The 22,336-nt window shown below is 44.3% G+C and carries 20 protein-coding genes; 10 read left to right on the forward strand and 10 right to left on the reverse strand.

The genetic code is table 11. From position 1 onward, the window contains the following. Positions 1-32 precede the first annotated feature (32 nt). On the forward strand, positions 33-263 hold the full coding sequence (locus FCL46_RS09435) for a hypothetical protein (protein ID WP_136806229.1): 231 nt from the start codon (positions 33-35) through the stop codon (positions 261-263). A 599-nt stretch (positions 264-862) separates the two neighbouring features. Then, positions 863-1,246: a hypothetical protein gene (locus FCL46_RS09440; RefSeq protein ID WP_136806230.1), complete on the forward strand. Its 384-nt coding sequence runs from the start codon at positions 863-865 to the stop codon at positions 1,244-1,246. A 153-nt stretch (positions 1,247-1,399) separates the two neighbouring features. Here FCL46_RS09440 and FCL46_RS09445 read toward each other — a convergent pair whose 3' ends face one another. The 3 genes from FCL46_RS09445 to FCL46_RS09455 form a co-directional block, all read right to left on the reverse strand. Next, a complete protein-coding gene (locus FCL46_RS09445; RefSeq protein WP_136806231.1) occupies positions 1,400-3,772 on the reverse strand; it encodes a hybrid sensor histidine kinase/response regulator in 2,373 nt (790 codons plus the stop codon). 47 nt (positions 3,773-3,819) lie between these two features. Next, entirely contained in the window at positions 3,820-4,731 is a 912-nt protein-coding gene (locus FCL46_RS09450) for a phosphate/phosphite/phosphonate ABC transporter substrate-binding protein (protein ID WP_136806232.1), read from the reverse strand. A 237-nt stretch (positions 4,732-4,968) separates the two neighbouring features. Next, on the reverse strand, positions 4,969-6,000 hold the full coding sequence (locus FCL46_RS09455) for a LacI family DNA-binding transcriptional regulator (RefSeq protein WP_136806233.1): 1,032 nt from the start codon (positions 5,998-6,000) through the stop codon (positions 4,969-4,971). A gap of 522 nt (positions 6,001-6,522) precedes the next feature. On the opposite strand from FCL46_RS09455, the gene rbsD reads away from it, so the two are divergent. The 5 genes from rbsD (at position 6,523) to rbsK (ending at position 11,291) form a co-directional block, all read left to right on the forward strand. Further along, positions 6,523-6,942: a D-ribose pyranase gene (rbsD, locus tag FCL46_RS09460; protein ID WP_136806234.1), complete on the forward strand. Its 420-nt coding sequence runs from the start codon at positions 6,523-6,525 to the stop codon at positions 6,940-6,942. An 11-nt stretch (positions 6,943-6,953) separates the two neighbouring features. Next, positions 6,954-8,435 carry a sugar ABC transporter ATP-binding protein gene (locus tag FCL46_RS09465; protein ID WP_136806235.1) on the forward strand — a complete coding sequence of 494 codons (1,482 nt, stop codon included), beginning with the start codon at positions 6,954-6,956 and terminating at the stop codon, positions 8,433-8,435. Positions 8,436-8,446: 11 nt separating this feature from the next. Next, complete coding sequence (gene rbsC, locus FCL46_RS09470; protein WP_136806236.1) at positions 8,447-9,391, forward strand: ribose ABC transporter permease; 945 nt, start codon at positions 8,447-8,449, stop codon at positions 9,389-9,391. 23 nt (positions 9,392-9,414) lie between these two features. Further along, on the forward strand, positions 9,415-10,296 hold the full coding sequence (gene rbsB, locus FCL46_RS09475; RefSeq protein WP_136806237.1) for a ribose ABC transporter substrate-binding protein RbsB: 882 nt from the start codon (positions 9,415-9,417) through the stop codon (positions 10,294-10,296). A 71-nt stretch (positions 10,297-10,367) separates the two neighbouring features. Then, positions 10,368-11,291 carry a ribokinase gene (gene rbsK, locus FCL46_RS09480; RefSeq protein ID WP_136806238.1) on the forward strand — a complete coding sequence of 308 codons (924 nt, stop codon included), beginning with the start codon at positions 10,368-10,370 and terminating at the stop codon, positions 11,289-11,291. A gap of 276 nt (positions 11,292-11,567) precedes the next feature. Here the strand turns inward: rbsK and FCL46_RS09485 are convergent, their stop codons facing one another. From FCL46_RS09485 to FCL46_RS28785, 5 genes are all read right to left on the reverse strand, one after another. Then, the gene (locus FCL46_RS09485) at positions 11,568-13,079 is read right to left on the reverse strand and encodes a DHA2 family efflux MFS transporter permease subunit (protein WP_136806239.1); all 1,512 of its coding nucleotides are present in this window, start codon (positions 13,077-13,079) and stop codon (positions 11,568-11,570) included. A 289-nt stretch (positions 13,080-13,368) separates the two neighbouring features. Further along, entirely contained in the window at positions 13,369-14,922 is a 1,554-nt protein-coding gene (gene sbtM / locus FCL46_RS09490) for a thio(seleno)oxazole modification radical SAM maturase SbtM (protein ID WP_136806240.1), read from the reverse strand. Between the two features lie 108 nt (positions 14,923-15,030). Continuing rightward, positions 15,031-15,372, reverse strand: coding sequence for an SbtA family thio(seleno)oxazole RiPP natural product precursor (sbtA, locus tag FCL46_RS27945; protein WP_217909597.1), 342 nt, complete (start codon positions 15,370-15,372; stop codon positions 15,031-15,033). A gap of 460 nt (positions 15,373-15,832) precedes the next feature. Further along, positions 15,833-17,110 carry an Hsp70 family protein gene (locus FCL46_RS09505; protein ID WP_136806241.1) on the reverse strand — a complete coding sequence of 426 codons (1,278 nt, stop codon included), beginning with the start codon at positions 17,108-17,110 and terminating at the stop codon, positions 15,833-15,835. Between the two features lie 434 nt (positions 17,111-17,544). Next, on the reverse strand, positions 17,545-17,838 hold the full coding sequence (locus FCL46_RS28785) for a winged helix-turn-helix transcriptional regulator (protein ID WP_136806242.1): 294 nt from the start codon (positions 17,836-17,838) through the stop codon (positions 17,545-17,547). A 363-nt stretch (positions 17,839-18,201) separates the two neighbouring features. Here FCL46_RS28785 and FCL46_RS09515 point away from each other — a divergent pair, with 363 nt between their 5' ends. The 3 genes from FCL46_RS09515 (at position 18,202) to FCL46_RS09525 (ending at position 20,276) form a co-directional block, all read left to right on the forward strand. Beyond that, positions 18,202-18,501, forward strand: a complete 300-nt coding sequence (locus FCL46_RS09515; RefSeq protein ID WP_136806243.1) for a putative quinol monooxygenase — start codon at positions 18,202-18,204, stop codon at positions 18,499-18,501. A 76-nt stretch (positions 18,502-18,577) separates the two neighbouring features. Then, entirely contained in the window at positions 18,578-19,087 is a 510-nt protein-coding gene (locus FCL46_RS09520) for a nitroreductase family protein (RefSeq protein WP_136806244.1), read from the forward strand. Between the two features lie 82 nt (positions 19,088-19,169). Next, entirely contained in the window at positions 19,170-20,276 is a 1,107-nt protein-coding gene (locus FCL46_RS09525) for an NADH:flavin oxidoreductase (protein WP_136806245.1), read from the forward strand. Positions 20,277-20,644: 368 nt separating this feature from the next. Here the strand turns inward: FCL46_RS09525 and FCL46_RS09530 are convergent, their stop codons facing one another. Together FCL46_RS09530 and FCL46_RS09535 are read right to left on the reverse strand one after the other, a co-directional pair. After that, entirely contained in the window at positions 20,645-21,412 is a 768-nt protein-coding gene (locus tag FCL46_RS09530) for an ABC transporter permease (RefSeq protein ID WP_136806246.1), read from the reverse strand. Then, on the reverse strand, positions 21,409-22,326 hold the full coding sequence (locus FCL46_RS09535) for an ABC transporter ATP-binding protein (protein WP_136806247.1): 918 nt from the start codon (positions 22,324-22,326) through the stop codon (positions 21,409-21,411). Before FCL46_RS09535 ends, FCL46_RS09530 begins: the two co-directional genes overlap by 4 nt. Positions 22,327-22,336 lie beyond the last annotated feature (10 nt).

The raw sequence follows: 22,336 nt of genomic DNA on the forward strand, positions 1-22,336 counted from the left end.
TTGTAGCAAACGTTTATAAAGGAAATAAACAGATGGGTTACTTAGCAACGAAGCACCAGGTTTTGAAAGCACTTGAAGAGAATCTCAGCAATACACATCCACAAGTGATGGAGGCCAAATGGATTGCTGATAAACTGAACATCAACCCGAAAGAGCTGAACCAGGTAATTCGAACGATGAATAAAATGGGTGAAGTTGAATGCGATCAGGAATGCACGCGACTTCTCATCACACATACAGGTTTGTCCCATCTTGGTAAATAATGACCGGTGTTTCAATAGCATATGTAGCAGTTCATCTTCTCATTGAGCTGCTATAGATGCTTTGGTACCTGCAGTTTTTAGATTAGTTGGGGATTTTCATATGTAAAATATTGATACACATGAACAATGTAAAATGTTGGCATGTGTTTTTTTATTTAAAGTTGAAACCTCTATAATCGAACATCTCTGAAGTGTATTCTTCCCAGAAGATACTGCTCACGTACATATTGCTTGCAGAATACTACCCAGGCGACGACACGTTCCAGCTCAGCCATTTGTGCTGCACTGCAAGCCTGGACATGAATGCAGTTGTAGTTGAGACAGTAGATTGGTTTAAACGGGAAAATACACCCCTTTCGCCTAGAAATATACATTCTCAGCAGTAGTTCACCCACGATGTACGACCTTGTTGTATTGACAGACCGTCATGCCTAACTAAGTTTATGGGTGAAGCAGTCGTCTGGTGCGCTCTTCAGGCGGTTTACACTGAAACTATGGTTATGCCCAGGAGATTCATGGGCTGTAGTTTTAACCCTCTCATCCCTAATGAAGACACGATGTATATAACAGGTTGATTTTCAGAGAAAGGAGAACTCAACATGATACAGAAAACCAAAACAACAAGGATGATAATGGTATCTATTGTCTGTGCTGCATTTGTCCCCTCTCTGGCAATTGCAGGTGAGTATTGGTGGGTCAGATGTAAATCTCATGGATACGGGATAGATTTCAACATAGCGGCGCGAAAAGCTATGATAATTTTCACAACAGACAGCGGGGGCACAATTCCTGCGGCATCCACGGATAAGATTCTGCAATTTGTGAACAGGCCCAATGATAAGCATGCAATCTTTGATTTTGGTAGCGCAACAAAAATAGGGGTGAATGTCAGTCGTCCTGAAAGAACAATTATTTACAGAAGATTACAGGGCAAGACATACCCGGTCTGCGATGCTGAAGCAAAAATACGGATTGAACCCTAAATTGCATATTCCAGGAGTGTTGTGGCAAAACGAGCCAGGTGTAATGATTAGACATCGATACCTGGTATAATTGCGCGGAAATACGATTTCTGATTGCGTTGATTTTCTCCGTTGAAAAGAAAAATCTTTGAGGGAAAAGAGAAAATATAGGGATCAGTTATGTAGCGCATTTTTAACAGCAGATCCGAGTGTTACTATTGAGTATGGCTTTTTAATATATAACAGCGCTCCGAGATCCATAGCTTCACTTACGATTTCACTATCAGCATACCCACTGGCAATGATCACCCTCGAGTCAGGTCGTATTGCAAAAAGCCTTTTACATGTCTCAAGTCCATTAATTCCTGGTTCCATGATCATATCGAGCAGAATTAAATCCACAGACTGACTTTGCAAAAAATCTAAAGCCTCCACCCCTCCACTCACACATCGGGTCTGATAATTCAATTTCTCAAGTATTGCAGAAGCAATCTTTCGTTGCACCTCTATGTCATCCACGATGAGAATAGTTTCGTTTCTTCCTTGTAACGATAACACATCTGGTTCATTTTGAGATTGCTGCAAAGCATCATGAGTAACTGGTAAAAAAATCCGTATTTCTGTACCGACACCAACACCGCTTTTGATATCGATATATCCTTGATGGTCTTTGACTGTATTCCAGACAATGGGCATGCCAAGACCGGTACCCGTTCTCCCCAATACCTTTTTGGTATAAAATGGCTCAAATATCTGCGCCAGGTCTTGTGGTTGAATACCGGTTCCTGAATCTTTTATTGAGAGACAAATGTAATCCCCTTCACAAACATTGTCATAGTTGGCTATGGGAACATCCAGATACACGTTACTTAGAGAAATTACAATTTCGCCTTCACCTTCAATTGCATCTGCAGCGTTATAGGCCAGATTCATCAACAGCTTCGCCAAATGTACGGGTGAGCCTTTGATATTTTTAACATTTTCACGTATTGACAGACGTATTTTCACACCAGGATGCGTCTTTGTCAGTTTCATGCTCTCTGGACTCAAGATATAGCTCATGAGCAGATCCTGCGGATTAAGCACTTCACAGACATTCAACCCACTATTCGCCAGAGTCAGCATGTCCTGAACGATTACCGCTGCACTATCACCAGATTTCTGCATCAATTGAAGTGATCCTTTGAGTGGGCTGTCTTCAGGTAAATCCATCATCAATAGTTGCGGAAGCGTTACAATTCCTGAGAGAATATTGTTAAGATCATGAGCAATACCAGCTGCAAGTTTTCCAATTCCTTCCATCCTTTGAGCTTGACGCAACTGGCTTTCCAATTGTTTACGTTTGGAGATATCTCGAATGAAAAATACCGACAAAAACGTGTCATTGCTCTCCAGTGGTCGACTCTGTAATTCAATTTGCAGAGTTTTTCCGGACTTTGTCCGTGCGGTTGTTTCGACACTTATAGCCTCATCTGAAGCTATTTTTTGCCGAATAGTATCACCACCTTCAGGGAGACAAATAACCTCTAACAAATCTCGCCCTGCAACTGACTCAAAAGAATAATCAAACATGTCTGTGAAAGAGGAATTCGTGTCAATTATTCCGGCATTATTAACAAAAACAATCCCATCGATTGTTACCTCAGAGAATCTTCTGTAACGATCTTTGGTTTCTATAAGATCTGCCTGTGTGCTCTTATGTTTTTCAATTTCCTCTGAAAGTCTCGAATTAGTCTGGGTCAGCAAGGCCGTACGTTCGGACACTATCTCTTCAAGTCTATCGGTATAATCTTTTAATTTCCTTTCAACTGTCCTGCGTCTCGACAATTCAGATTCCAGACTGGCTGCCATTGAGTTAAAAGATTTTGATAATAAACCGATCTCATCTTCAATTTTTACTGTAATCCTATGCGAATAATTACCCTGGGAAAGTTCCCTGGTTCCTTTGACAAGGTCTTTTAGAGGAGCAGTCAATTGCCTGGCGAGATAAATGGCCATTAATATGGCAACACATATCATCAAAAAACCTATTGCTATGTTCTCGTGAAAACGCTGAATAGCTTGCTGCTCGGCACGCTCAAAGGACACTAGTATTTTCAACAAATAAACCACTTTGCCTAAAGCCTTAATTGGGCTAACAGATTCTACAACCTTGCGTCCATTTAGCTCGACTATGCGGGAGTGTATTTTTTTATCCTCAAAAATTTGTTTATAGAAAGCGTCATTTGAGGGTATTTGTGGTTGATATCCCGATGTGCTCATCCAGGTTCTGCCACTGGCGCCAACGATGGACACATTTTTTATGTCACTATTGTCAAGAATTCTTGTAGTAATATCAATAACAGTTACGTAATCTGACTCGAAGATATATGGAGCAATAGTCTGGCTTAAGATTTTTACAACTTCAGTACCATGCTTTTCCATCTCAACGTGCATGGCCTTCATTGTGTGAAGGTAAGAGAGCACTGCAAATACACCGCTCATAGAAACAACAACAGCAATAAAACACAGCGTAATCTTCGTACGAATACTGAAAACAGGCACCACTCAAACCTCTTCTACTGATGATTGCAAAAAAACTCCGCAAATGGTTGTTATTGATTTTTCATCCATTTTATAACCTCGCGAATATTATCATAGTCGCTGTCCTTCGCTTCAATAAATCCCTTCGTGGTAAGTTCATTAAAAATTTCATCATTCTCGCTTCTGTCTGGTTTACCGATCTTCAGCATTGCCTTTTTGATTTTTTCAAATTTGTCATCAGGCAGATCATTTCCTGCTATCCATGGGCCTCGATAAATTGGCTCTGATTTCCAAATTATCTTCAGTTTATCCATATCAATGTCCACTTTATCTACTGCAGTGACAGAAGTAGCTCCTGCATCAACATCACCCATATATACAGCTAAAAGAGAATTGGCATGTCTTTTGAGATATCTAACATCTGAGAAGTCGCTTAAGGAAATACCCGACTTCTTTAGCTGCGTCATTGGGAAAAGATAACCGCTCGTGGATTTGGGGTCTGTAAATGCGAAAGTTCGTCCTTTGAGATCCTGTATATTTTCTATACCTGAATTCTTTTGTGTTACAATCATGCTATGATAAAATTCCTCACTGTCTTCGCTCAAAGTTCGGCATATAAGTCTAACACCAAAACTGTCCTGAGCATCCACATAAGCAAATGGCCCGACATAACCCATTTCAGCCTTTCCTGTTTTGATATTTTTTATAACATCATCATACGTTTTGCTGCCGATCCACTCAAAAGTATACCCGGTCTCCACTTCCATTCTACTAAAGAATGCGTTGTAAGCTTCTTCATTCCCAAGGTTTGAGCGATGTGGAATGATAGTAACCTTAATCACTTCCTGGGAGGATTGGGCGTATCCGGATTGTCCTGAAAGACATATTTGGAGGATGAGCAATAAACCTCCCAATACGTAGTCTTTTATCGACCTGTAGTGATTCATATATCCTCCATTTGCAGGGAATTCTTTATGTGCCATATGCACACCATTAACAAATGAGTTGAACAAAGAACGTGATCAGCTCATTGCTCGATACGTCATTCTGGGCTAAAAATATAATACAGCGCTAAAAAATACTATTTTTACGTATAGCTACTGTTCACCTACACGTCTATAAACGGCATCATTGAGAAGAACTACGAAAAGTTCATCACCCCGTTACCTAACAATACTTTGCAGGGCGAGAAACCTTGCCGTCTACAAAACGTCACTGGCTTATTTATCGTTTACAACGAGTTGAGCAGAACTTTCACGGACCACCAGAAGCGGCTCAAGGACGATTCTGGATTGTGCCGTGTCTTTATCCTTAATCCTTTGCAAAAGAAGGGTGGCTCCTGTTTCACCCAACTCTCTTTTCGGCTGCGCGATCGTGCTTAGACTGGGGATTATCATTGAAGCCATTGCAATATCGTCAAAACCAACAATTGAAAGTTGATCAGGTACATGAATTTCCAATTGCCGTGCTGCTGCAAGTGCGCCAAAGGCCATAAGATCATTGCAAACAAAAACTGCCGTTGGTGGTTCCGGCTGATTCATCAGGCGCATGAGGCAATCGCCGCCGCTCTGACTTTTGAAATCACCTGTCTCGATCAATGTACTATCGATTGCAATCCCTTTTTCTTTGAGGGCTTGAATATATCCTTCAAGTCGTTGCGCACTCGGTGTTATTTGGCTTGAACCGGTTATGCAGCCTATTCGGGTATGGTCCAGATCAAGTAAATGTTTGGTAGCCTTATATCCGCCAGCCAGGTTATCGACAAGAACAGAATCACTGTTCAAGCTTTCGATGTCCCGGTCGATGATGACTTTCGGTATTTTTCCCTGATCGAGGAACTTGAGAGAGTCACTATCATTTCCTGTGGAAACGAGCACCATCCCGTCGACCCCTTTTTCACGCAGTAATTTTATATAATTGTATTCTTTATCCGGGTCTCCGTCAGAATTGCAGAGGAAGACCGAGTACCCCTGTTTGTAACAATAGTCTTCAATGCCTCTTACAACTTCGGCAAAAAACGGATTGGTGTTGTCTGGGATAATCACTCCAAGACTGCCACTTGCTTTTGTGCGCAAACTTCTTGCCAGGCCGCTGGGCTGGTAATTCAATTCCCGGATGGCGTCATCCACACGTTTTACCAGGTCTTCGCTGACGAATCGTGTCTTATTGATTACGTGGGAGACTGTGGTAACAGATACCCCTGCCTTCTCAGCAACGTCTCGGATTGTACTTATATGTGAACTTCTTGCCATTGTACCTGCTATAATAAAATAATTTTTTATGCACTATCAGTATTTGCTTTCGCAACAATGGTACTGCCTTTTGCTGAGTTTCGGGAAAAAAACTAAATATTTGGAATAAATAAGCTATTTGCAGTACCCATCTGCCTTCAGCGATATCAGCCTCCCAGGGCAATACCGGGCTCCTAGGAGGCTGTCCGACAATAGCCTTTCGAAGTCTATGCTATCTGCCCAAACTCTTCGGAATTTTCAAAAAATAATGCTCGCAATATCATCTATATGGCTGTGCTTATTTTGGGAAAATATCTCGATTATGACCAAAACCCCTATTCTCGGACAACCTCCTGGTTATGGTAGAATCATTTTTATGGAATGTACGCAAGAATAGAGTGGTAGAAAAGTCTTTTCTGGCTCTGTTGTTCAACGGAATAGATAAAAACAGAAAAATAATAGCACTCAAAAGAAAACGTTTGCGCAAACGTTTTCTTTTGGGTATTTCTGAGCGTCGAACATAACAATAAGGGAGGAAAAACGGTGAAAAAAGGAACCTTACTGAACGGTCCCATCTCAAGGGTAATATCCCTGTTAGGGCATGGTGATTCCATATGCATCGCTGACGCAGGTCTTCCCATCCCTGAGGATGTGGAGCGCATTGATCTGGCAGTGACCCACGGGATGCCTCCGTTTCTTGCTATTGTAGAGGCGGTGGTCGCCGAACTTTGCGTTGAGCGTGTGGTACTTGCAACCGAATTTGCTTTAACGAAGAGCGAGGTGCACACAGCCCTTTTAAAAATGTTTTCCTCACTGGAGTCGACTCAGGGAAATAACATCACTATAGATGAATGTTCCCATGAAGAATTTAAAGAGCGCACTAGAAATTGTCGAGCCGTTATCCGAACCGGTGAGTGTACCCCTTATGCCAATGTCATACTCCATGCCGGAGTAACATTCTAGGAGAAGACACCATGTCTTTATTACTGGAACTTCAGGCTGTTAATAAATCGTTTGGTCCTGTTGAGGTTCTCAAGGGTGTTAACTTCACCGTCACTTCGGGGAAAGTTACAGCGCTTGCCGGGGAGAACGGTGCCGGTAAATCAACCCTCATGAAGATTATTTCAGGCATTTATTCACGAAACGGCGGGACAATGTCCTATCTCGGTAAAGAGGTGACATTTAAAAATCCACGCCAGGCGATGACTGCCGGAATTGCCATAATCCATCAGGAGTTGAATCTGCTCACGACAATGCGTGTCGGAGAAAATATCTTTTTAGGTCGGGAACCTGTAAACAATTTTGGAAAAATAGACTGGGAAACAGTACGATCTGAATCGGCACGATGGCTCAAAGTATTGAAGCAGGACATAGATCCGGATACCATCCTCGGCTCACTCAGTATAGCGCAGCAGCAGATGGTGGAGATTGCCCGCGCACTCTCCTTAAATGCCCAGGTCATCATCATGGATGAGCCAACTGATGCACTTACCGATATCGAGACCGAGATCCTTTTCGAAGTTGTTGAAGAGTTACGGGATCAGGGGAAAGGGCTGGTTTTTATTTCCCATCGTTTAGGTGAGATCTTTCGACTATGTGACGACGTTGCCATTCTTCGAGATGGTGTGATGGTGCATCAGGGGCCGGTGACAGAATTAGACGAGGATGATCTGATTCGCCACATGGTTGGCCGTGAACTATCCAGCCAATATCCTTACACGCAAGTTGAGTCGGGAGAAATTCGTTTACAGGTAAATGGGTTAACCTCCAAAGGCTTTAGCGATGTCTCGTTTTCTGGTTGTGCCGGCGAAGTCGTTGGCTTTGCCGGGCTTGTGGGTGCAGGCCGAACAGAGCTTGCCAAAACCTTATTTGGAGCACAAAGAGCTTTGGCTGGTGATGTTTATATAGACGGTGAAAAAGTGTCAATCCACACTCCCCACCAGGGCGTACTTGCAGGTATCGGCTACGTGACAGAAGATCGCAAGCATGAAGGTCTGATCCAGTCCCAGGGTTTGCAGAGCAACATGTCTCTTACGGGATTGAAACGTTTTACAGGTCCTACAGGTCATCTTAAAAAAAAGGAAGAACGCCGGATTATAGGCGAATATATTCGGGCTTTTTCCATAAAGACCCATTCGATAGACTCAATCGTCTCGGAGTTGAGCGGTGGTAATCAGCAGAAGGTTTCTATTGCCAAATCACTCCTGCCCGAACCGCGTATTCTTATACTGGATGAACCTACCCGTGGCGTGGATGTTGGCGCAAAACGGGAAATCTATACACTTATTAACGAACTGAAACAGAAGGGCCTCTGTATCTTGTTGATGTCTTCCGACATGCCTGAGTTACTTGGTATTTCCGATCGAATTCTGGTGTTGTCGCGAGGCAGGCTAACAGGTGAGTTTTCACGCAGCGAGGTCACACAGGAATCTATCATGCGTTGTGCAGTGGCTTGAGGAGTCGTATCATGAATGTCAAACAGTTTGCTTCCGATAATAAATCGCTCATAGGGTTGCTGGTCCTGATGTTTTTGGTCTCGCTGGTCAGCCCGAGTTTTTTGAGCATTGATAACCTGCTCAATATCCTTCGCCAAACGTCTATCAACGGCATCATCGCAATGGGTATGACCTTTGTAATACTCACTGCCGGTATCGATCTCTCCGTTGGTTCAGTTCTTGCCCTTTCCGGTGCGGTCTGTGCCAGCATGATTGCAGCTGACGTCAGCCTGCCACTGGCTCTGGTGGGAACCCTTGCTGTAGGTGCCGCATTGGGTGCAGCCAATGGCGCGGTTATAAGTTTTTTTGGGGTACAGCCTTTCATTGCCACACTTGTTGGCATGACCATGGTGCGAGGCGCCACGCTGGTCTTTTGTAGCGGTAGACCAATTTCTACCGGCGATTTCGATGTTGCGGAATCGTTTTATAATCTAGGTGGTGGCTATATATTCGGGATTCCGAATCCGGTAATCATTGCATTCATTGTGTTTGTTGTATGCTGGTATGTACTTAACCATACCCGAACCGGCCGCTATGTCTATGCACTTGGCGGTAATGAACAGGTTGCCAGACTTTCCGGTGTTAACGTAAACCGGATAAAGATGGCGGTTTACATGATCTCCGGTGTGCTGGCAGCTCTTGCCGGTATTATCCTTACCGCCCGTCTGGAATCAGCCCAACCAACAGCCGGACTTGCTTATGAGCTTGATGCCATTGCTGCTGTTGTTCTAGGCGGAACAAGCCTCATGGGTGGTAAAGGAAGAATTTTTGGTACCATTGTCGGAGCTCTTATTATCGGAGTGCTCAATAATGCTCTCAATCTTATGGATGTTTCATCGTACTTTCAAATGATCGCCAAGGGTGCGGTCATTCTACTTGCCGTGGTCATCGACAGCCGCGGTAAATCAACCAATTAAATTGAAGTAAAGAGGAGAATCCAATGAAGAAGCTTTTGCAACTGACCGCTGCTGCCGCTGTGCTTGCCGCCAGTACACTAACTGCTCAAGCGCAGGATTCGATGGCTTTAGTCGTGTCGACCCTGAATAACCCGTTTTTTGTTACCCTTAAAGAAGGTGCCGAAACCAAAGCAAATGAACTGGGGTATAAACTGATGGTCCTGGATTCTCAGAATGACCCTGCAAAAGAGTTGGCCAATGTAGAGGATGTTCTTAATAAAAAAATTGCCCTGTTGATGATTAACCCGACTGATTCAGATGCAGTTCGCAGTGCAATCAAGGCGGCTAATCGTAAGGACGTGCCGGTTGTGACTCTGGATCGTGGAGCTAACGGTGGCAAGGTTGTTTCTCACGTTGCTTCCGACAACGTGCTTGGCGGGGAGATGGCAGGCAAACTGATCATCGAAACCCTTAAAGGCAAAGGAAAGGTTGTAGAACTTCAGGGCGTTCCGGGTACTTCTGCAGCCCGAGATCGTGGTGATGGTTTCAATAAGGCGCTCAAGGCGGCTGAAGGTCTTGAAGTTGTAGCAAGTCAGCCAGCCGATTTTGATCGTACCAAAGGACTGAACGTAATGGAGAATATTCTCCAGGCTCAGCCGGAAATCGATGCGGTTTTCGCGCACAATGACGAAATGGCCCTTGGTGCAATCAAGGCAATACAGGCAGCCAAGCGTGACATCCTGGTTGTAGGTTTTGACGGTACCGATGATGGTGTAAAAGCTGTTCAGGATGGCTCTATGCTTGCTACTGTTGCCCAGCAGGCTGGCAAGATCGGTGAGATCGGTGTTGAAACTGCAGATAAGGTCTTGAAAGGTGGTCAGGTCGAAGAATATACACCTGTTGCGTTGAAGCTTATTACAAAGTAAACGGACGAAAAGATCGTGTTGATGGGGAGGCCTTAGCTTCCCCATTTTCTTCCTGAAAATTGAGGTGCATTGTGGCCATTGTTGTCTTCGGTTCCATTAATATTGATCTGGTAACATATAGTCAAACACTTCCCCGACCGGGTGAGACGTTGCATGGCAAGAGTTATGCGATTGGCCTGGGTGGAAAAGGATGCAATCAGGCTGCAGCAGTTGCTGCATTAAACGGAGATGTACGGCTTGTGGGCCGGATTGGTACCGATGATTTTGGTCGTACAGCCACAGCACTGCTTCGGGAAAACAGTGTTCCCACCAAACACATAACTGTTGATAATACCACAAATACCGGATTGGCAGTTATCGGTGTCGATGGTGATGGCCAGAACTGTATCACCGTAATCGGTGGCGCCAACATGGCCATAAATGAACAGGATGTTCATTCCAACCAATCTCTGTTTGAAAAGGCAGAGCTATTACTGCTGCAAATGGAGATCCCGCTCAGTGCGGCTATGCAGGCTGCCGATCTGGTTCGTTCAGCTGGTGGTAGAGTTATTTTTGATCCGGCACCAGCTCCCAAAGATGGGCTTCCAGCAGAAGTACTGGAACGGATCGATATTATCACTCCAAATGAAACAGAGACTGAATTGTTGACGGGGATTTACCCATCAGATGAAACTGAAGCTGCCAGGGCTGCACAAATACTGCTCGACAAGGGTGTGCAGGTTGTATTAGTGAAGATGGGAGCACGCGGTGTCTGCTATTGTTCCAGAGATAAGAATCTCTACATCCCTCCATTTCAAGTAACACCAATAGATACGGTGGCGGCCGGGGATTGTTTTAACGGTGGCCTGGCTTATGCGCTTTCGAAAGGCCGAGAAATCGAAGATGCTGTACGATTTGCTTCTGCCTGTGGAGCCTTATCAACCACGAAGGCCGGGGCCTCGTCTTCCACTCCAACTCTTGATGAGGTAGAGAGTTTTCTAAAAGCGAGTAGCTAGGAAGCTGTCCGACAATGGCCTTTCGAAGGCTACGCTATCTGCCCAAACTCTTCGACATTTCCAAAAAACAATGCTCGCAATATCAAATATATGACTGTGCTTATTTTTTTTAAATGTCTCGATTTTAAAAAGTAAGGGGTCGCGTCTTTGCTTGACTCATCTAACAGGTAAAGTTCTCATGGATGTCGCCTTTTACCAAAGTATATATATACATGTATAGTCAACAGGAGGGAGTCCGAGAGTATACATTTGGTTCATGCAGCACCATACTTCTGCTTAACATCTCATGCCTTTTGTCGGCATTTTCTTAAGCAACAACACAGTGCAAACAAGGCAGAGCAACGTCGCTCCGAAAATAATCCAGAAAACCATCGACATCGCGTTCGATACTGCCAACTCTAGAAGAGCTTTACTCTGTTCATTCAGCATTTGCCTGAATTCCTCGCGAAAAAGATTCTCCAGACTTTTATGCAGCAGATCCATAATCGAGGATGGAATCATAGCAGAAGACTCTTGCAGATTATTAAGTAACCCGTTTGTCGCCACTCCACCACAAATACCCACGCCGATCGTTCCGCCAAGAGTCCTGGAAAACTGGTGAAAGGAAGTCGCCACTCCCAGATTAACATTGGAAAGATCTGCTTGTACCAGCAATAGGGTGGACAGAGTGACAAATCCCATACCTAGACCGGCTAGCAGAAAGACCATGAAGCAGACGACCAGCGAGGTCTGCGGGGTAAAAAACAGCATAGCCGAGCTGCTGATCACCAGTATACCCCCACCCAGTACGGCAGCCTGTTTGCTGCCTGTGCCGTCAACGAATCGTCCTAACACAAGAGAACCTGCTGACCATCCAAGGCTCAGGGAGAGCATGGTTAGTCCCACCTGCATGGGGGATTGGCCCAATGCCCCTTCTATAAAGAGTGGAACATAGGCAAAGAGCGAAAAAATTGCAAAGCTGGCGCAGAATGCAGCGCCATTGCCAAGGGCAAAGACTGGCCGGGCGAAAAAGCGCAAGTCGAGCACAGGATCTGCAGCTCGTTTTTCAATGACTATAAAAAGCACTGCAAAAATCGCAGACAGAACACCGAGCCCTAGTATTTCGCTGGACAACCAGCTGTAATTCCGTCCACCGGTGATGAAGATGGTCAGAAAAGAAAGAATAAAACAGGAAAGACAGGTAATACCTGCAATGTCCAACCGTACCTTTTTCGGGGTAGGGGCCTGTTGCGGCAGGCAGCGACCTATTGTTGCCAAGGATGCGAGCGCCAGCGGCACATTGAGAAAAAAGATCCATCTCCAGGAGACATAGGTGACGATAACGCCGCCTAAGGTCGGGCCGATAATCGAGGAAATTCCCCAGACAGAACTGGCAAAAGACAGCGTCTTGCCGCGTTCACCTGGGGGAGAAATATCCGAAAGCACGATATATACCAGAGCAAAGATTCCTCCCGCACCGATTCCCTGAAATACCCTGGCACTGATGAGGATACTCATGGACGGCGCCGCACCGGCAGCAAACGAGGCCAGCAGAAAAACGGTGATAGAAAAGAGGAAGAGCCTTCTGGTGGAGTATCGGTCGGCAAGCTTGCCGAAAACAGGCAGGGACACTGCCCGGGCAAGAAAATACGCGGAATAGACCCAACTGTACAGAGTCAGTCCTCCGAGATCGGTGACTATAGAAGGCATTGCCGCACTGATAATCAGGGCATCGAGGGCTCCTAGGAAAAGTGCCATAAGTGCGGCAATAATGATAAATGGCCGGTTTTGCAGAGTGAGTTCATTCATATCGATAAAATGTACTATCGACCGGTTGTACTAGCAATAAGGAAGTATGAATTTGCCTAAGAGGTTATCCGAGAATGGCCTTTTCTCCAAACTCTTCGGAAGTTTCAAAAAATAATTCTCTAAATATCATGCACATGACTGCTGTTGTCTATCTGAAACTCTATCAGTAGCTCGGATAATGACCCGATTACATCTATCGATGTGATCTCTTGCCGACAGGGAAAAGTGGAACAGAAAATGGTGAAAAAGGTGTCAGAGAGGAGGGCTTTCAAGAGCGAGATCGCTTCTACTATTGATCAATAAAGCAATAGGGATCAAGGTCAGTAAGGCTTTTCTTGCCAAAGCCGTGAGTGACTGCAAGGCATCCGCCGCATACCGGTCGAATCTTACAACTATGGCAGGCACTGGTTCCCAATCTATATCTCTGGGCTATATCATTCTCATATATTGTATTAAAATTGTGGTGTTTGATGTTGCCTAGCAGGGAAGGGAACTTTCGGCAGGCATGTACTTGCCCGTCAGGCAGGAGAGAAACAAAATTGAAAGCTGCCCCGCATCCATGGCCTGTGCATCCGCCTGTCAACTCAGTACCTTGGTTTAAATTAATGAGATTAAATAGATTGTCTTTTAATCTCATGGTTGAGTTATTCTCTGCCGCCGCTCTGTATGATTTGAGAAAATGACTAAATTCATCTGGATTTACGGAAAGAAGAGATGCGCCATCTCCGACCATTGCCAGTCGGTTAAATGTGAAAAGATCTACTCTTTTTTGCAGATACTCAGCGAGAGGGATTACCTGGTCCTGATTGGCTCTGGTAAGCGTGAGCATGACCATGGAGTAAATATCAAGATCTTTAAGAACTTCCAGAAATCGTATCACTCTTTCAAAATACCCCTCTCCCCGAATATAGTCATTGTGCTGAGACATACCTTCCAGGCTCACCTGAAAAAACTCGGGCATTTGTATGTCAATAATGCGCTCAAGTGTATTTCGGGATACTGGATTACCAAGGATCGCTGTCATCAAACCCCTTTCGCTGGCGGCACGATACAGTTCGAAAAAGTGAGGATGCAGTAAAGGGTTTCCCCCGGTGAAACTGACCTGGCCTGCTACGTTATACTGTTTGCAGAACTCGTAAAACTGGTTGAGTATTTCCTCTCCTGTGTTGAGAGTTACCTCCTCTCGTTCCGTCCTGTCATAGCAGTGACGACAGTGAAGATCGCAGGCTTGGGTAATGTGCCATTGTAAGGTGAACACGTTAGACGTGAGGAAGCGTTCATACCCGGAACTGTCAGCACAAAAAGTAGGTGGTCGTGTAATTTTTGATGCTGGTTTTACGATGATCCTTTTGGAGACTGCCAAGGTCAAGATGTTTTGAAGAAGAGCAACAGGCACACTGGTTTCTTTTGCGAGCCTGAGTATATCAAGATCTTCGGTCACTATTTTGAGTGCCAATAGACTATGACTGTCGGGGGTTACGACTTCTGCCAGAGTGCCAGGGCGTTGCGGGATGATCAGTATCAGGGATTTCTGTTTTTCTGGTTCGACAGCATTACCGCACAGGAGCTCCGGGATCCCAGACCAGGAGACTTCAATCAGTTCAACCCCGGGTCGAATCTGCCATGTGTTTAATTCTTCTGGTAATGAGGGAGGACTTTGATGAAGCCGATCTCGCAGTAATTCGACCTCGACAAGTTCAAGAAGGAAAGGATATTTCTCCAGCAGCACGGCGTTGGCTTGTATTCTTTCAGGTAACTCTTTGAGATGAGTGCATGTGAAGTTGTCTGGAAGAAATGTCGTCGTTACTGGTAGACGGCTATGAAGAGTTGTTCTTACCATCATTGGTATACCGACTGATTGACTTGAAAACAATTGAAAAGCCGGTATAGATAATACCGGCTTATTAGGCGTGTTAGACGATAACGCGCAGTCCGCGCGTCTATTTTAGCTTCAGCCACTCTTTCCGGATTTTTGTGGTGGAATTATTTTTTTCACAGCCTCTTCAGCACTCTTTTCAGCTGTGTCTTCACTTGCTTGACCGGCAACTTCCTCAGCCTCTGTCACGGCTGTTTCTACTTGCTTTTTTACATCCTCAGCTTCAGCACTCACGGTGCTTTTCTTTGAGCCGCTTCATCCACTCGCTGCGGCTTCTTTTTTCACTTCAGCGCTACCTGCGCTTTTGTCTGCTCCTCAGCCACTCCCCGATGCAGCTCCTGGAAGAGTTAGTCCTCCAGCACCGATCAGACTCGCGGCGCCGATACCTGCAAGAATCTTTTTGAGATCTTTTTTCATATGTCCTCCTGTTACTTTGGAAATGGTGACATAGAAATAGATAGAGATTTTCTATGCGTGAAACAGAATGCTATAGGCTATTTATATATTAAAAAAAAGGCACCTGTCAAATGTTAGGCGACAGGCGCAATGATCATCGCATTGAGTGATGGGAGTATCAGTTTGTAAGTTACAGACATTGCGATAAGAATGTTTAGACTTCATGAGAATCTCGAACTTTAATCTCAGTGAAAATGGGGGAGGTTCAGGTTGACCCTGAATTTCCATATGAGCAGGTGAGCGAAGACTCCGCAGGGAGGACATAATCCGACAACCTTTTAGGAGGTTGTCCGAGAATAGCAATTTTGTCTCGAATCGAGGCATTTTGAAAAAAGAAGCGCAGTCATATAAATGATATTACGAGCATTATATTTTATAAATAACGAAGATTGGAGGCTAAAGGGTATTGACGGACAGCTTCCTAGACAAAGCGACTCCCACAGATACCAAGCCCTTGGCCGACACTGGTAAATGTGTCTGTTTTGATCGTTTTTTGTGGCCCGAAAGTGCTGTCAAGAAACGTACTGATCAATGACACGTTTGACGTACCACCAGTTAAAATCACTTTATCGATATCGCCTAATCTCAAACCAGCGTCAGAGACTGTTTCAATTATGCAGTTTTCTATTTTATTAATAGCATGAGTTATTATTGCATTATACCTCTCAATTGTTATTGGTCGGTGTATTGAAATGTTGTAGTCGACATAATTGATTGAGGAATTATTCATGCTTGAAAGATCTATTTTTGTCTTTTCAATAGCTTTGAATAAGGTGTATCCATAGTTGTTTTCTATCAACGAGAGAAGGTTTTCAATATATTGAGGCTGGTCAGCATATCCTTTGATTTCTCGCAAAACCTTTATCATTTTTGGAGTATTTAGGAGAGGCGTTAAATGCCATTTTTTCAATTTACTCATAATGGATAATGGCATATTGACCAAAGAATTACTCATTGGGTATGATAGCTTTACATTCTTTCCAAATTCTGTTGCTACTTCTTCCCACATTAAGAGTGAATCTAGCGTATCACCACCGATATAAATTCCACCGAGAGATAATATATCCTGTTTGCGATCATGATTTTGTCCAATATGATTTTTCCCCACTTTTATTACTGAGAAATCTGACGTTCCACCTCCAAAATCACATACTAAAACTACCTGCTCATCAGTAGCAGCTACTTGCTGTTCATAGCACATTGCAGCGGCGATAGGCTCATACTCCAAATGGATATTTTTAAATCCGGCCAATTTTGCCGCAGCAATCAATCTTTCCTGAGCCATATTTTCTTCATCTTCAATTTCAGAAAATATTACCGGTCTACCGATTACAACGTCATCAACCTCACAACCGATTTGAGACTCACCTGCCATCTTAATTTTTTCAAGTATGAGACTGATTATCTTCTCAAGTGTAAATGTTCTTCCACCAATCTGGGTATCTTTGAAACTTAAATCAGGCAAATAGCTTTTCACTGATTGAATATAACGGCCATCAGCGTCTGTTTCGATATATCTATCAATTGCATGCTGACCAAAGAAGTACGTATGCTCAAAATAATCATAAAATATGATAGATCGTAATAACTTCGTATTGTCGTTAGAATCGTCAAGATCAATTGCTTGCGTTTTTCCATCAACATTTATAGACAAAGATGAATTTGATGTGCCAAAATCGATACCAAAAGCAATTCCCATAACCTACATTCCTTCTAGATGAAGCGTAAAAATATTTGTACGTGAGCCCCGGTTTAAAAATGCTCGTATTGGGTACAGGGCAAATGTAACTGTACCATTGTTTGTCGGAGCGATTCCTTAAAGGCGACATTTGTTAATGTATAGACAGGACAAGCAGCTGTTTCTGTGTTTTTTCTTCGCTTAAATTGACAGAGAGGTATTCCTACATGGTGGAAACGGGGCAGGTAAAGCCAGTTTTTGGGTGTTTAATTTATATAATTTCATGTGATTGGAGTCTTTTAATCATGATATTTCTAGGGTGTTAAGCATACTATTCGGAGTCTTTTAGATATGGTCAGGAACACTCTGGTGGACCTTACCACCAACAAAGCAAATTTCTTTGAGATTTCCCCCTCTATAAAATGGAGGGGGAAGTTATATACAGCAGTTGTAGCTTATGTGCAAATAATTCTATCATCCTGAGCCTTCATCATTCTTGGTTTGAGCTTGACTTTGGGATACCGTTTCCGAAACAGATTGGCAGAATACCAATTGATTTTTGTAAGTTGGTTAACCAGACTCTCTATATGTTCAGGCGGACTTAATCCCGGTAATATTCTTGTTATCTCTTTGTAACATCTTGTCCCTTCATTCAAACGCCAAAGCATTAGGCATTTCCATTTTCCATTGAGCAGGTCCATGGAAACTTCAACAGAGCAGTGATACCACTTTGCCCTCCACTTGATCATACTATTGTTTCGCCATCAAAAAAAATAACCTTGGCCCCCACTAAATAGTGCAATTCGAACCAATTGGTTCGTATCGGACAATATTGTCCCTTCTTGTTATTCTATTTCCAATAGCTATAGTGAAATTGCACCCACGGTAACGTCATAAATAGACACATCCTGAGAAGCAGTCCGATAATGATCGTTTTCTCAAAATCTTCTGAAGCATTTTAAAACAATGACTTAACGTGCACCGACATCGAAAAAGCTATTGAATTGTAGACTGAGAAGCTTAGTGGATACTCCATCATACACTCAATAGAGATCGTGGTTGACCATTCTGCAATGTAGTCTCCATCAACGTTCTTCAAAAGGAAATCCAAGATGAATACTGTTTATGTTACCGCAACAGTGAAAGCCAAACCTGGCATGGAAAAATCACTGGCACGTGAGCTGAGTGCAGTTGTCCCCAAGGTGCGCAGTGAAAAAGGCTGCCTCCGATACGATCTGCATATCAGCACTGACGATGTATCCACCTTTTTGTTTTATGAAATATGGGAAAGCAAGGAGGCTCTTGAAGCCCATGCCAAAGCGCCCACACTGACCACTCTGCAGGAAAAAATCGCGGACATGATTGTCTCAGGCGAAGTGAGAACCTGGTCTGAAATGAACATTCTCATGTAACACTTCACGCCCCAGGTTATTTTTGTTGAGTCCTAACACCAATCATACCCACTACAATCACCCCAAGGAAATTGAAATGAGTGTGCATGAAGCTATTATCACCAGACGAAGCATCCGTAAATACACCAACGCGCCTGTGACCGACGAGCAGATCAGTACCATTCTGGAGGCAGCCATGATGGCCCCCAGCGCTGGCAATCAACAGCCCTGGCAATTTATCGTTGTGAAGGACAAGGAAATTCAGGGTAAACTTAAAGATATCAACCCTTATGCTGCTATGGCAGACAAGGCCCCACTTGGTATTCTTGTCTGCGGCGACCTAAGTCTTGAAAAACACCCCGGATTCTGGGTTCAGGACTGCTCAGCCGCGGTTCAGAACATTTTGCTGACCGTGCATGATCTTGGACTGGGGGCGGTCTGGACCGGGATTCATCCGATGAAAGACCGGGAAGCAGGATTTAAAAAACTTTTCAATCTCCCGGAGCAGATCATCCCTCTGGGATATATTGTCATCGGTCAGCCAGACCAGCACCCCACAGCAGTAAGCCGTTACAAAGCTGAACGGGTGCATTACGATACATGGTAAAATTCAGCAAAAGGTATTTCTTATAACCCGCCGTCAAATGGTTGGCGGGAATATACGCAGCATATCCACTACGGAGTACACTATGACAGCATCATCTCTTTTTGAAACATCCATCCTTGGCCCCATGACTCTCAAAAACCGTTTGTGGCGTTCAGCTACCTGGGAGAACATGGCCGATGATGCCGGACATATGACCCCTGAACTTCTGGAGATTTATGAAAATCTCGCTAGAGGAGGTGTCGGAACCATTATTACCGGCTATGCATATATCCGAAAAGAGGAGCAGGCCAATCCGGGCATGATGGGCATCTACGACGATTCCTTCATTTCAGAGTACAAAACCTTTACAGACAGGATGCATGAACTTGGCGCCAATATCATTCTGCAAGGCTGTTATGGCGGTTCTCAGACCAACTTCAAACCCGAATCCAGGCTTATCTGGGGGCCCTCAGCAGTGGAACATCCGATATTCAAGGTCACTCCCACGTCAATGAACCAGGAGGATATTGCAGCATTGATAGATTCCTATGCCCAGGCAGGACGCAGGGCCAAGGCCGCTGGCTTTGACGGATTTCAAATCCACGGCGCCCATGGGTATTTGCTCAGCCAATTTCTGACCCCATATTTCAACCGGCGCAGTGACGAATACGGTGGCTCAATTGAAAATAGAGCACGGATTATCTACGAAGTACTTGAAGCTGTCAGAAAAGAGGTGGGCCCTGAATATCCCGTACTTATTAAGATGCATTCTACAGACGAATGGGGCGATCAGGGGCTGACTCCGGAAGAAAGTGTTTTTGTCGCTAAGGGGCTGGAAACACGCGGCATTACCGCAATTGAACTTTCAGGTGGTCATCTTTCCAAAGATCCCTCGACCTTGCCCATCAAACCCAAAATCATCAATGAAAGAAAACAGTCATATTTCCGTGGACCGGCAGCTATGATAGCAGCGGCTGTCGAGGTTCCTGTCATTCTGGTGGGCGGGAACCGGAGTGTTGCTGTTATGGAAGAAATCCTCGGATCAACTCCAATCCAATATTTTTCTTTCGCTAGAACCCTGCTTTCAGAACCGGATCTACCGAACAAGTGGAAACAAGGGTTCCGCGACCGTCCCCGCTGCGTATCCTGCAACCAATGCTGGGGAGAAGATAAAAACATCTGTATTCTGGATAGAAAGAAAGAGGCGTAATTCGAATTTTGTTGATCCCGTATGTTGTAATTCCCAGAGAAAGGCTAACGAGGGGCAGACTCAAAATATACTGAAAACACCATTTTTACAGGATAGTGATTGTGCTGGGTACACAAGAAAAGGGGGCAGCTCTACATTTGACCTATACAGAGATATTCAGGCTCTATACGTAACAAAGCTACAATAGGAGACATGGACTAATTCGCTTATTAACGCTCTGTTAATTCTAACCCGTAGTTCTGTTTGCTGATGCAAACAGAACTACGGGTTTTTTGGTTTCCAGCGTGTGGTGGTTTGAGGCAATATTGTGTTGTATATCAATTAAATACTCTCCTGACCGCTTAACTTGTGCACAATTTTGCCTTTTTTTAAGTCCTTACACCTACACCTTTCTTTAGCAGATAGAGGTTGGCTGAAAAAAGTAATATTGCAAAGAAAATCAGCATGGCAATGCCTGTGGATACACTGATATCGGAGATGCCAAGAAAGCCATAGCGAAATCCGTTAATCATGTAGACTATGGGGTTGGCTTTCGATACCGCCTGCCAGAAGTCGGGAAGAAGGCTCAAAGAGTAGAAAACACCGCCCAGGTAAGTTAGTGGAGTAATAACGAAGGTGGGGATGATGGAGACGTCATCGAATTTTTTGGCGAATACACCGTTAATCATCCCTGCTAGTGAGAATACGAAGCTGGTCAACAGGGCGAAAAGTACTGTGTAGAAGATGTTGTGAATTGGCAGTCTGGTGAAGAACAGGCTGACCAGCGAGACCAAAAGGCCTACACTCAACCCCCGAACCATTCCCCCGGAAACATAGCCAAGTATGATTACCCAGTTGGGAGTTGGGCTTACCAGGAGTTCCTCTATATTGCGTTGGAATTTGGCACTGAAAAATGATGAGACAGTATTTGTGTAGGAGTTGGTGATAATAGACATCATGATCAAGCCTGGGGCAATAAATGCCATGTAACTATGGCCCTCAATCTCACGAAGCTGGGAGCCGATGAAACTACCGAAGATGATAAAATAGAGGGTTATTGTAATGACTGGAGGCACCAGGGTCTGTATCCAGATACGAAAAATTCTGATTATTTCTTTTCTGGCTATTGTACTAAGTGATATAAGGTTTTCTTTCATTTTTCCATTAGCTCCATGAACAGCTCCTCGAGCCTGTTTGATTTATTGCGCATGGACTCGACCGCGATGTTGCAGGCGGTAAGGTGATCGAAAATCGAATTCATGGATTGCTCTTTTGACTTGGTTACTTCCAGAGTTGTCTCGTCAACTGAGGTGAAGCTGGTTCCGGGAAGGGGTGGAATATCACTGTCTGCAATATATTTTGGACTGATCTCAAATACGAATGTCTCGTGATCCAGTTTCTTTAAAAGTGTTTTCTTGTCGGTGTTCTCAATGATTGTGCCATCTCGTATAATAGCAATAGTGTTGCAGAGCAGCTCAGCTTCTTCGAGATAATGGGTGGTGAGGATGATGGTTTTTCCCTGGCTGTTGAGTTTCAGGAGAAAGTCCCACATTCCGCGCCGTAGTTCGACATCTACTCCAGCGGTGGGCTCGTCGAGGATAAGTAGTTCCGGTTCATGGATGAGGCCTCGCGCAATCATGAGCCTTCGTTTCATTCCACCTGAAAGTTCACGAGCTGGACTGTTCCGTTTTTCCCAAAGCCCAAGCTGCCTGAGATAGCGTTCTGCATTGGCCAGGGCTTCATCCCGTGGAATACCGTAATACCCAGCTTGCTGTGTGACGATGTCCAGCACCTTTTCAAAGATGGCGAAGTTGTATTCCTGAGGAACAACACCGATAAGTTTCTTAGCCTGGGCAAAATCCTGGTCTATATCAATCCCGAAAATCTCAACGTTTCCTTCACTCTTTGTGATAAGGTCCGTGATTATGCCAATTGTGGTACTTTTTCCTGCTCCGTTAGGGCCCAGCAGGCCAAAAAAGTCACCTTTGGCGACGTTAAGATCGACACCTTTTAAGGCTTGAAATCCGCTTGCGTAGGTTTTTTGCAGGTTAGTGATAGAGAGGGCGGTCATTATATGTTTG

The sequence above is a fragment of the Desulfosediminicola flagellatus genome (assembly GCF_005116655.2).
Lineage (GTDB): Bacteria > Desulfobacterota > Desulfobulbia > Desulfobulbales > Desulfocapsaceae > Desulfopila > Desulfopila flagellata.